This window comes from Mucilaginibacter sp. (assembly GCF_028288225.1).
In the GTDB taxonomy this organism is placed as follows: Bacteria; Bacteroidota; Bacteroidia; order Sphingobacteriales; family Sphingobacteriaceae; genus Mucilaginibacter.
In genome coordinates this window covers 81,690-93,804 of the sequence record NZ_JAQBOC010000076.1, presented here as the reverse complement: position 1 = coordinate 93,804, position 12,115 = coordinate 81,690, and the positions used below count along the sequence as shown (strand labels likewise).

Genomic DNA, 12,115 nt, shown 5'->3' with positions numbered 1-12,115 from the left:
TAAAATAAGATAATGATCATGAAAAAGATATTAAAAATTTATTTACTGCCGGTACTTATGGTATTGACGGTAAGCAGCTGTAAAAAGACTTTTGAGGACAGGGCTATAAACCATAATGTGCCAACCAGTGTACCGGCATCGTTACTATTAAATGGGGTGTTAAATAGTATGGTTGATTTCCCTGATGGTTCTTCAGAAATATACGATCAGTATTACATTTATAACTATAATTATTATGGTGATAATACTTATGATTTGGGTTCAGGAGACAATTATTACCTTACGCTGAAAAATGTACTTCTTATGGAGCAACAGGCAGTAGTTGCAGGCTCTCCGGCTGTTAATCCGTACAGTGCAATCGGTAAATTCTTCAGGGCTTATTTCTTTAGTAAAATGAGTTTGGAAGAAGGGGATATCCCAATGACACAAGCTTTACAAGGACTTGCTAACCTTAAACCTGTTTATGATAGCCAAAAAGCAGTAATGGTACAATCATTAGCCTGGTTAGAAAGTGCAAACGCCGATCTTGCATCATTGATCACCACAGGCAGTAATACATTGACCGGGGACATATTTTTTGGTGGCGATTTAACTAAATGGCAAAAAGTTGTGAACGCTTACAGGATAAGGTTGTTAACAGAACTGAGTAAAAAAACTTCTGAAACAGATTTAAACGTGCCGGCACAATTTGCAGCCATAATTGCCAATCCTGCAAAATATCCGCTGATGGCCAGTTCCGATGATAACCTGCAATATACATTTGTTGCACCTACCAATTATTATCCGCAAAATCCTGATAACTTTGGTCAAAATGGCTCAAGGCAAAACTCTTCTCAAACATATATTAAATTATTAACTTCTTTTAAAGATCCAAGGGTTTATGTTACAGCTGAGCCTGCGCGTTATTTAGTTGATACTAAAAAGCAGAGCCCAACAGATTTTGCTTCATTTGTAGGTGCAGACCCTGGTTTAGACCTTGGAGTAATGTATAATAATGCCGGATTGCAATTTTATTCATTCATTAACCGCAAACGTTATTATTCAACCTATACCGGCGAGCCAAGTATTCAAATTGGTTACCCTGAATTGATGTTTAATATTGCAGAAGGTATTAACCGTGGCTGGGCTCCGGGAAATGCGGAAACTTACTATACCGCAGGTATCCAGGCATCAATGGCTTATTATGGTATCCCGGTTACAGGATCATTCACCGCTTATTTTTACCGTCCTGGTTCATCCAGTACAACCAATATCGCCAATTATGATACCTATGCTATTAATACAAACTGGAATACTTATTATACACAATCAGCTGTAAAATATGCCGGTGGTGCAACTGGCTTAACACAAATCCTGCAGTAAAGATATCTTGCACTATTCCGCCATTCAGGTTTAGAGTCATACTTTACTTATCGCAGAACAGGGGTGCCAAACTTTACTACTGGTCCTGGTACCAGCAACGGGCAGCGGATAGCTTTACGTTTTCAGTACCCATCGTCAGAGCGTACCGCAAATGCTGCCAATTACAATACTGCGCTTGCAAGCCAGTATGGTGGCAACGATGATATTAATGGTGTAATGTGGATCCTTAAATAATAATACTTTCTACAGGAAGCCATCCGCCAAAACCGGGTGGCTTCTTTATTTTATAATATTAATGAGCTTACTTTATACGTAATGCTTTTATTGCAAAAAGTAAATAAAATCCATAATAATTGATAGCGATGAAAGATAAATTTTTTTCTGTAGCAGCATTTTTATTTATAGTTGCTTCCTCTGTATGTGCTCAAAAACGAGCAACGATTCTGGAAGTTCCGGGTGTGAGCGAATATTGTAAAATTGATCAACACAGGGTCTCTGTATTACCCAGCGGCCGTTTTGTAACGCCAGCGGGACAAATAGTACGCATCACCCATGATCCCTTCGGGCTTTCCATCTCTCCCGATGGAAAAAAAGCAATTACACTGCATAATGGGGTAATTACTTTAATAGATCTTGCATCAATGGATGCCTTAAGGGTTCCCTCGTACGATAAAACAATAATTTCACCCATTAAAGATGGTTCATTTTTAGGAGTTGCTTTTGCACCGGATTCAAAAACCGTGTACCTGAGCGGGGGAGATAACGGAGCTATAATTGTATATGATACCGAAACGTTGAAACGGGTAGACTCCTTATCGCTAAATGGCAAAGTGGATGGAGTAAATTATGAAGATAGTTTTACCTCAGACCTGCTGCTGAATGATGCAAATAATGAGCTACTGGTTTTGGACAGGGGGAATTTCAGGATGGTTCGTATTGACCTGGCAACTAAAACCATTACAGCGTCGATCCCTTCGGGAAGGCAGCCATTTGGCCTGGCCCTTAGTCCGGATAAAAAGACCGCATTTGTGGCCAATGTTGGGATGTATTCATACCCGCTGATAAAGGGAGCAACCCCCAAAAATGTTGACTCTATAATGATCACCCATCATCCTTATGGCAACAACACTAAAGAATCAATAGAAGGAACAGTTGTAGAAGGCCGGCAAATTCCGGGCGTTGGTAGTCCGTTATCGCCTGAGGCTATGAGCGTTTTTACTATTGACCTTGCATCCAACCGCATCATTAATAAATTTAAAACAGGCCACCAGGTAGGGCAAATGATTGAAGGGGCCGAGGTTGTTGGCGGAGCTAGTCCAAATTCAATAGCCGTAGGCAGCAGGTATGCTTATGTTACAAATGCTACTAATGACAATATTTCAATAATCGACTATAAAAATCATCAATTGCTGGGTGACATACCTATTACAACAGATAAAAGAGTTGATCATTATCGCGGCCTGCTTCCATTTGGAATTTGCTTAAGCAAGGATGAAAAAACACTATATGTAGCTTTGCTTGGTTTTAATGCGGTAGCGGTTATTGATGTACCTTCAAAAACTACCCTGGGCCTTATCCCTACAGGCTGGGGTCCGTCAAGGGTTAAGTTATCTGCCAATGAAAAAGAACTTTATATAACATCATGCAGGGGGCTGGGTGCGGGTCCGAACGGCGGGGCCGGGTTTATTAAACCACCACAGGGAACTTATATTGGTGATATACAACTGGGCCTGTTTCAAAAACTTCTTGTGCCTGATATTGAAAAGCTGAAAAATTATACCAGTCAGGTTATCAGTAATACTTTTTTAAGTAAAACTGTTACTGTTGACCCAACCAATCCCTTACCGGCGCTGCCGGGGCTAACGCCAACCCCAATTAAGTACATTGTTTATATAACAAAGGAAAACCGTACTTATGATGAGGTAATGGGGCAGCTAAAAAATGCGAACGGAGACAGCACACTTGCCCGGTTCGGCGTAAATTGTGAGTATACCCTGCCCGATGCCTTAAAAACTCAATTGCCGAATCTTAAGGTAGCCCCAAATCATCTAAAAGCAGCGCAGCAGTTTGCTTTTTCTGATAATTACTATTGCGATAGCGATGCCTCAATACATGGCCATCACTGGATGCTTGGCGTTATTCCGAATGAATGGGTTGAAGCAAATTCAAACGTAAGCAAAACAGCCAAAATATTTTCAACCGCACCGGGAAGGCGCTTTCCGGGATCAACGGGAAGCATGGATCCTGAAGACTATGCTGAACGTGGCGGATTATGGGAAGCTTTGGACCGCAAAGGAGTTGAATTTTACAATTTTGGCGAGGGAAATGAAACCGCCCACAATCGCGAAGAATGGCAGGATACTGCAACAGGTTCAGGCCATGTGGTAATGGTACCTATGCAAAAGGCATTATTCAACCGAACCAGCCATAATTATGCCGGCTTTAATACCAATATCCCTGATCAGTTCAGGATGGATCAGTTTGAGGGTGAATTTACCAAGATGTGGATTAAAGGCAGGAAAAAAATGCCTGCTTTAATAACCATGCAAGTACCCAATGATCATACTGCTGATGTAAGGCCGGAAGACGGGTATCCGTATAAACAATCTTTTGTTGCTGATAATGACCTTGCCGTAGGGCGCATATTGCATTTTTTGTCGCGCACCAAATACTGGAAAAATATGCTGGTTATTATTACTGAGGACGATCCCCAGGGCGGCGTTGACCATCTTGATGCCCACAGGTCAATACTTATGCTGGCGGGGCCATATGTTAAAAAAGGATATGTGAGCCATACGCATGCAAATTTTGGAGCGATCATTAAAACCATTTATAACATACTGGATGTTCCCTATGTAAATCAATATGATGCTACGGGTACTTTATTACAGGATTTTTTTACATCCAAACCTGATTATACACCCTATACCTTAATTAAAAGCGATACCAGGATCTTTGACCCGCAAAAGGCAATGTTGAGATATAATAAAACCATTGACTGGCGAAAAATTGAAAAAGGCCCTGATATGGATGATGAAGAACATGAAAGAAATGAACGCAAGCGCCTGGATAAGGGCGATAAGGATTAATAACATCTAATTTATAATAACTAAATATGAAATTCATATGTTTAGCAGCCACTCTGCTACTACTAATACCAATAACAAATTACGCTCAAAACCCCGTACCAAAAGCAAGGCATAAATATATTGTTGTTGCTCACCGGGGCGATCATACCGTTTATCCTGAAAATACCCTGGAAGGTTATGCCGCAACTATTAAGGATGGTGCCGATTACATTGAGATAGACTTACGCACCACCAGCGATGGAAAACTCATCAGCATGCACGATGCCAGCATAAACCGGATGACCGATAGCAAAGGATTGATCAAAGATCTTACCGTGCAGCAGGTAGCGGAGCTTAAAGTAAGGGTTAAAAGCAAGCCTGATACGGCTACTTACCGGATCCCCACTTTTGAACAGATCCTGGAGCTTTGCAAGGATAAAATTTATATTTATATAGATTTTAAGGAAGCCGATGCAACAGCTACCCTGAACCTGCTAAAACAATACCATATGGAAAAACAGGTGTTGGTTTACATTAACAAGGCTTCGCAGATTACCGACTGGCGTAAAACCGACCCAGCCATGCCCCTGATGTTGAGTATGCCAGATAGTATAAAAGATCCCGTGGCCATGAAAAAGTTTATTGATGCATACCACCCGGATGTGCTCGACGGAAATTATAATACCTATAACAGTGATATGCTGGCGTTTGCTGCATCCCTTAATTTACCCGTTTGGCCCGATGCTCAGGGGCCGCTGGAAGGGCCGCTGGTTTGGGATAAGGCAATTGCCCTTGGTTTAAAGGGTTTGCAAACAGATAACCCGCCGGCTTTAATAAAATATTTAGAAGAGAAGGGGTTGAGGTAAGATTGGGGTGTATTTATTGGGGGCTTATAAATTTTTTTAAGAGTTCATATTTTATGTGACGTTAGCGCGTATTTTCCGGTAGTTTGAAAACTAATTACCCTGATAAATGTTATTGCTTTATATAAAACATATTCTTATTTTTATATAGCGATACAAAAGGCCGTTTAACTCATTAACTCCATTTTGTATCATAACAATTTATAATCTTAAAACCGGAGGTTATTTATGAACGTGGTTCACCGAATTGAAAGTTGGGGAGACAGCCATCACCCAAAGTTCCTCGACATTGTCCGCATTGCGCTTGGTGCTTTTTTATTATGGAAGGGTATTGCCTTTATGAACAACACCGAGTATCTGAAACAATTGATAACAGACCAGAACGTTGTTGATGTTTCACCGGGACTTTTAATGTCGCTGGTTTATTATGTAACCTTTGCACACATGGTAGGCGGCATATTGATAGGCGTGGGGATCTTAACCAGGTTTGGCTGTATTATTCAAATCCCAATAGTACTTGGCGCCGTATTTTTAACCGGTATTTTCAATGACCCTATTAATGCAATGGTATGGCCGTCCATTGCTGCATTGGCCGCCCTGATAATGTTTTTAATTTTAGGTTCGGGGCCGTTGTCGTTAGATAAGTATTTAGCTGAACAATAGTAATAAGTTTGCAGTTTTCAGTATGCAGTTGGCAGTTTTGGTTACACGGTTTAAATTTTTACTGCCCACTGAAAACTGCCTACTGCCAACTAATATTCAGCCATTTCATCATCTACATAACACCATAACCAGCGTTCGCCGGGCTCAGACGAGATCACTACCGGATGACCGGCTGCTGCTGCATGTTTACTGGCATGCTGACCAGGCGAGCTATCACAGCAAAGGGTAACCCCGCAGGTTTGGCAGGTACGCAGGTGCATCCAGGTACCACCCACTTTTATACATTCCTCGCATACATATTCTTTAGCATGCTTTAGGGTTTTAATAGCAGCCAGGTGCTCACATACTTCGTCTTCCATGGTGATAATTTACTTTTATAACTTTTTCAACAACATTCCAGCCAAAACCTACACCTCAGCTAAATACTTATGTACAAAGCTGATGGCCATTGAGCCTTCTCCAACAGCGGATGCAACCCGGTTCATGGCGCCTGCACGTACATCGCCGGCCGCAAAAATGCCGTTGCAACTGGTTTCAAGCAAAAATGGATCGCGTTTTTGTTTCCATATTTTTGGGAATTCATCATAACGCCTTAGCTCACGCCCTGTTTCAATAAAACCTTTTTCATCTTTAAGAATATCAAGTTTTAGCCAGTCGGTATAAGGTTTGGCGCCAATAAAGATGTAAAGGGCAGCCGCAATATTGGTGACAGTTTCCTTTGTTTTAACGTTGATAAGTGTTAGCTTTTCCAGGCAGTTATCGCCTGCAACTTCAATAATTTCAGTATCAGCCAAAACATGAATATTGGGCAGGTTAGCTATCTGCTGGATCAGGTAGGCCGACATGGTATAACTTAAACTATCCCTGCGAATAATGATATAAACGTTTTTGGCAAATTTTGACAGATAAACAGCCGCCTGCCCTGAGGAATTCCCCCCGCCTATAACATAAACTTCCTTTCCCTTGCAAGCCGATGCTTCGGTAGTTGCGGCGCCATAATAAATGCCGGCACCGGTGTAATTTTCAACACCTTTAACATCCAGCTTCCGGTAATCAACTCCAGTGGTTATTACAACAGTGCGGCTAACAATTTCCGGCCCGTCATCTAATATTATGGTTTTATAGCCGTCTTTTTGTTTAATATCGTTCACAGCCTGCGGTGATAAAAATTCCGCTCCAAGGCGCATGGCCTGGCTTATGGCGCGGCGCGTCAGATCGGCCCCGCTTAAGCCAGCCGGGAAACCCAGGTAGTTTTCAATGCGTGAGCTTGTGCCGGCCTGTCCGCCCGGCGCTTTACGCTCGATAAGCAAAGTTTTTAAGCCCTCAGAGGCACCATAAACCGCTGCTGCAAGCCCTGCAGGGCCTGCGCCAATGATCACTACATCATAAATATCATTAGTAATCTGCGGGTTAGCACCCACCTTTTCAGAAATTGACCTGATGGTAGGTTTGCATGAATAAGTGCCGTCATCAAAAACTACAACCGGCAATTGATCCATCGAAATATTGTTGAGATCAAGAACTTCTTTGGCATCCGGGTTTTTTTCAATGTCCAGCCATTTATAGGGGATCAGGTTGCTGGCCAAATAATCCTTTACTGTATGTGATTGCGGCGAAAACTGGTAGCCGACCACTTTTATGCCTTTAAAATCGGGGATATAACCACTTTGCCAATCATCAAGTAAATCATCTAAAACAGGGTAAAGCTTTTCAGACGGCGGGTCCCAGGGCTTCATCAGGTAATAATCAAGCTGAACATCATTTATGGCCTTTATAGCTGCTTCGGTATCAGAATAAGCAGTAAGCAAAACCCGCTTTGCCTTTGGGAATATTTTTATGGCCTTCTCTAAAAAGGCAACGCCTTCCATCTCTGGCATGCGCTGGTCGCACACAAACATGGCAACCACATCCGAACTGTTTTTTAGGTCGATAAGGCTTTCCATCGCTTCATTAGCCGACGTAGTATTAATAATCCTGTATTCCTTGCCGTACATCGATTTCAGATCTCGGGTTATTGCGCGTAACACCTGCGAATCATCATCTATTGAAAATATTATGGGTTTTTCCATGGTAAAAGGTGTATGGCGGTAAATTAATAATTTATTACAAAAGTAGTATAGTTAGCGCTGTGATTTGTATGTTTTTAAGCAAAAAAGAAGGACCTATCCAAATCCGTTTCGGAGAATTATCGCCTGTACAAATATTTTTCTTTCCTTCTATTAGTCTGCGGTAGATAGGGGGCAAGCTTATTTTTTATCATCCCTGTCCAATAAATCACATCAATCAAAACAGAACGCTCAGGTTAGTTTATAATTATTTATAGATTTGAAAACAGGAAAAGAACATCAGTTCACATACAACTGATCAATTATTCTAAATACAAAACCAATGGACCACATACTTGATAATCCTGCCTTTAATGCATTAAATACAGGAAATAAAAAAATAGCAAAAGGCAATGAACAGGCTAAATATTTCCCGCCGGCTGTTTCACCGTTCTCTGGCCTTGCTGAAAATACCCTGCATAACTTTAAAATATTGTATGATATAGCTCCAAATAACGTTGTATTTGGATTTATCAGCCCAACAGAAATAGAGATCCCGAAGCCATGGAAAGTTCTTCAGCGGATGGCGGTTTTGCAAATGGTATGTGAAACCGCTGCCAGGCAGGCAGAGGCAGATCAGCAGATTGTTCCCCTGGGTGAAGAACACATCCCAGCCATGCTCGCCTTAACCAAACTAACTAATCCCGGGCCGTTTGCTCAACGGACCATTGATTTTGGCCACTACAAGGGAATTTTTGACGGCGGTAAGTTAATAGCCATGGCCGGCCAGCGCTTAAACCCATTGCCATATGCCGAGGTTAGCGCAGTTTGCACACACCCGGATTATTTGGGCCGTGGTTATGCTGCACAACTGCTTTTAAACCACGTTCATCGCATCAAGGCGGCATCGGGCATCCCGTTTTTGCATGTACTATCATCAAATCTGCGGGCTATAAATCTTTACAAATCACTGGGTTTTGCAACCCGGAAGGAGATCTCCATTTATTTAATACAGAAAGAACAGGTCTGAGATTTAGCCGACCCCGGATATCGTTATTGCTATATTCTATTTCTCAGCGCTATCCTTCTTTACACTGTCCCCTTTGGTTCCGCCTGATCCGCTATTATCCATACCGGTAGCTTTAGCGGTATCAACTTTTGATGAATCTGCTGTTTTGCCGTACGTGCTTTTTACGGTATCAGCCTTTCCGCTTTGGGGCACGCGGTCGCCGCCGCAGGCGGCTATAAGGCATACGCTGCATGCCAGGGTTGTTATAATGAGTTTGCTTTTCATGCCGGTTAATATTGATGTGTTTATTAAACAGGCGCGGAGGTGTTTAGGTTTTTATAATTTTAAAAAGCACAGAATTCGTCGATTGTGGCTCTGTAACGTGTTAATAAATGTTAAAGATGTTGTATTCATTGTATTCTGCCCGGAATTTCATGTTAGCTACAGATTCTTAAAGTAAGATTGCCGATACTTAAAACACGGTATTACTTTACGATTTTCATTTTTATATGCCCAGTCCTCAAATTTTTAAAAAAAGCTGCAAACTAATGGGAAACCGCTTTGAACTAAGCGTGGTTGCCGAAAGCGGACAGTGGGCCAATGAAAAAATTGATGCAGGTATTGATGAAATTAAACGGATTGAACGCTTGCTTACCACCTTTAGCGATGACAGCGAAACCAACCATGTAAACAATAATGCAGGTATAAAGCCGGTTGCTGTAAGCAGGGAAACTTTTGAACTGGTAAAACGCTCCATAGTTATATCAAAAGTTACGCAGGGTGCCTTTGATATTACTTATGGCTCAATTGATAAGCGACTTTGGAACTTTGATCGACATATGACCTCCCTGCCTGATAAAGCCACCGCGAAAAAAATGGTGAGGCTTATCAACTACCGCAACATAAGTCTCGATGAAGAAAACTGTACGATTTTTTTGCGCGAAAGAGGCATGCGGATCGGGTTTGGAGGTATTGGTAAGGGATATGCAGCAGAAAGGGCCAAGCTTATAATGAAACAACTGGGAGTAACAAACGGGGTGGTAAATGCATCCGGCGATCTGAATACATGGGGGCTGCAGCCAGGCGGTAAAAAATGGACCATCGGCATTGCAAACCCCGATGCCTCAAACCAGGTGTTTTCCTATCTCACTATTTCTGATCTTGCTGTTGCGACCTCGGGCAATTATGAGAAGTTTATTATGGTAGACGGCAAAAGATTTTCGCACACCATCAACCCGCGTACAGGCCTGCCGGTAACCGGTATTAAAAGCGTTACCATTATTACCACCAATGCCGAAATTGCCGATGCAATGGCAACCCCGGTAACCATAATGGGCATTTACGCCGGTTTGGATCTGATTAACCAGATGAAGGACATTGAAGCTATAATTATTGATGACGATGACAAGCTTTATACATCAAAAAATATAAATATCACTTAATACCCCTAATTAATGACAAACCCATCCCTTAAACTAATGGCAGGCCTTCTGTTGATGGCTTCCATAACATCATGTGTGCATTTAAAAGAGTACCAAAAAAACAGGATCAATGACTCGGAAATGGCATTAAGTAACCGTAAAGTCGAGAAAAATGAAATGAATTTCCAGTCGTACCGGGAAAGTGCTTCAGGCGCTAATGCCGGGAAGACCGGCGGTGGCTGCGGCTGCAATTAATTACAATCATTTTTTAACCCTTACAGTACATGAAAAAAGTATATCTATCCGTATTCGGATTTGCGCTTATATGCCGTTTTAGTGCCCATGCGCAAACTAAAGAAGATACCAGCCGTAATAAAAAACCTTTTAGCTTATACCAACCGGCTACTGTTGACCCCCAACCCACAGAATATAATCCGCGTGCTTTACGGGTTGATGAAATTAATTTGGTTTCGAGTTATTACTGGCAAAATGGCAACCATTCGGCAATAACCGGGGGCATCGGCACCGAAAAAGTTACAGATATATCCAATGGGATAGATCTGAAGCTGGTATGGGTGGGCGACAATGAGAACAAAAACACAATTTCTATAGGTTTAGGCTACGATCATCATACTTCAGCATCCTCGGCCTTTGTTACTACAACCGGGCAGGGTAAGCAGGGTGGCACAAGGATCTATCCATCATTGGACTGGACCGTTGAAAATCCAAAAACCGGCAACACTTTTGGTTTAGGTGCTTACTATTCAGGCGAGTATAACTATAAATCGCTGGGTGCCGATGTGCATTTTTCACAAAAAACGGCCGATAAAAACGGCGAGTTTAGTTTTAAAGCGCAGGCATATATGGATCATGTAACAATGATCTATCCATCGGAGTTTATACCGGCAATAACGCCTGTTTCCAGCGGATCAACCTATATCACTACAGCCAGCGGCAATGTGGTGCTCAGTAATGGCAGTTCCGTTTCAACGCCAAGCCTGCCAACAAAACCAAGGGGCACTTATACCGCATCATTCGGTTATTCACAAATTATTAATTCCAGGTTCCAGGTAATGTTACTGGCCGATGTGGTTGCACAAAGCGGGTATTTAAGTCTGCCTTTTCACAGGGTATATTTTTCAAACCAAAAAGATACTATTGAAAAACTCCCGTCATCGCGTTTTAAGCTGCCCTTAGGCTTCAGGGCAAATTATTTTTTGGGTGATAATATTATTTTGCGGTCATATTATCGCTACTATATGGATAACTGGGGCAGTAAGTCAAACACGGCAAATCTCGAAATTACCTATAAGGTTTCGCCATTTTTATCCATCTCACCGTTCTACAGGTATTATACGCAGTCGGCTGCTAAATATTTTGCACCTTACGAAGCGCATAGCTCAACAGACGAATATTATACCAGCAATTACGAATATGCAAAGTTTGACAGCCAGTTTTTTGGAGCAGGTTTCCGCATAGCTCCGCCAAAAGGAGTTTTTGGCTGGCAAAACCTCCACGAACTGGAGCTTAGGTATGGACATTACTCACAAACCACCAGTTTAGTGTCTGATGTGATTTCATTAAACCTGGGTTTTAAATAGCGGGAGTATTTAGCGTTTATATTTGATGCGGTCCGGAATAAAGAGGTAAAAAATAGCATGATATTGTATATCATACTGGTATT

Annotated in this window: 10 protein-coding genes and 1 pseudogene; 8 read left to right on the top strand and 3 right to left on the bottom strand. The window is 41.9% G+C overall.

All coding sequences use genetic code 11. The features are described 5' to 3' along the window. The first annotated feature begins 12 nt into the window (after positions 1–12). The 4 genes and pseudogenes from JWQ54_RS22365 to JWQ54_RS22350 all read left to right on the top strand — a co-directional run bounded on the left by JWQ54_RS22365 (position 13) and on the right by JWQ54_RS22350 (position 5,956). Positions 13–1,596 (top strand): annotated as a pseudogene (locus tag JWQ54_RS22365) (SusD/RagB family nutrient-binding outer membrane lipoprotein). A gap of 128 nt (positions 1,597–1,724) precedes the next feature. After that, positions 1,725–4,451: a hypothetical protein gene (locus tag JWQ54_RS22360; protein WP_299589608.1), complete on the top strand. Its 2,727-nt coding sequence runs from the start codon at positions 1,725–1,727 to the stop codon at positions 4,449–4,451. Between the two features lie 26 nt (positions 4,452–4,477). After that, a complete protein-coding gene (locus JWQ54_RS22355; RefSeq protein WP_299589606.1) occupies positions 4,478–5,296 on the top strand; it encodes a glycerophosphodiester phosphodiesterase family protein in 819 nt (272 codons plus the stop codon). A 225-nt stretch (positions 5,297–5,521) separates the two neighbouring features. After that, on the top strand, positions 5,522–5,956 hold the full coding sequence (locus tag JWQ54_RS22350) for a DoxX family membrane protein (RefSeq protein ID WP_299589604.1): 435 nt from the start codon (positions 5,522–5,524) through the stop codon (positions 5,954–5,956). Between the two features lie 89 nt (positions 5,957–6,045). On the opposite strand, the gene JWQ54_RS22345 is transcribed toward JWQ54_RS22350, so the two are convergent. Both JWQ54_RS22345 and JWQ54_RS22340 read right to left on the bottom strand, forming a co-directional pair. After that, positions 6,046–6,315, bottom strand: coding sequence for a UBP-type zinc finger domain-containing protein (locus JWQ54_RS22345; protein WP_299589601.1), 270 nt, complete (start codon positions 6,313–6,315; stop codon positions 6,046–6,048). Positions 6,316–6,363: 48 nt separating this feature from the next. Next, positions 6,364–8,025 carry an FAD-dependent oxidoreductase gene (locus JWQ54_RS22340; protein WP_299589599.1) on the bottom strand — a complete coding sequence of 554 codons (1,662 nt, stop codon included), beginning with the start codon at positions 8,023–8,025 and terminating at the stop codon, positions 6,364–6,366. A 319-nt stretch (positions 8,026–8,344) separates the two neighbouring features. On the opposite strand from JWQ54_RS22340, the gene JWQ54_RS22335 reads away from it, so the two are divergent. Continuing rightward, positions 8,345–9,031, top strand: a complete 687-nt coding sequence (locus JWQ54_RS22335) for a GNAT family N-acetyltransferase (RefSeq protein WP_299589596.1) — start codon at positions 8,345–8,347, stop codon at positions 9,029–9,031. A 36-nt stretch (positions 9,032–9,067) separates the two neighbouring features. On the opposite strand, the gene JWQ54_RS22330 is transcribed toward JWQ54_RS22335, so the two are convergent. Next, complete coding sequence (locus JWQ54_RS22330; protein WP_299589594.1) at positions 9,068–9,295, bottom strand: hypothetical protein; 228 nt, start codon at positions 9,293–9,295, stop codon at positions 9,068–9,070. A gap of 263 nt (positions 9,296–9,558) precedes the next feature. On the opposite strand from JWQ54_RS22330, the gene JWQ54_RS22325 reads away from it, so the two are divergent. Genes JWQ54_RS22325 through JWQ54_RS22315 form a run of 3 tightly spaced genes read left to right on the top strand, consistent with a single transcriptional unit; the run spans position 9,559 to position 12,032 of the window. Further along, complete coding sequence (locus JWQ54_RS22325) at positions 9,559–10,452, top strand: FAD:protein FMN transferase (RefSeq protein WP_299589592.1); 894 nt, start codon at positions 9,559–9,561, stop codon at positions 10,450–10,452. A 36-nt stretch (positions 10,453–10,488) separates the two neighbouring features. Further along, complete coding sequence (locus tag JWQ54_RS22320) at positions 10,489–10,686, top strand: DUF4266 domain-containing protein (RefSeq protein ID WP_299589589.1); 198 nt, start codon at positions 10,489–10,491, stop codon at positions 10,684–10,686. Positions 10,687–10,715: 29 nt separating this feature from the next. Next, positions 10,716–12,032, top strand: coding sequence for a DUF3570 domain-containing protein (locus JWQ54_RS22315; RefSeq protein WP_299589587.1), 1,317 nt, complete (start codon positions 10,716–10,718; stop codon positions 12,030–12,032). Positions 12,033–12,115: the final 83 nt, after the last annotated feature.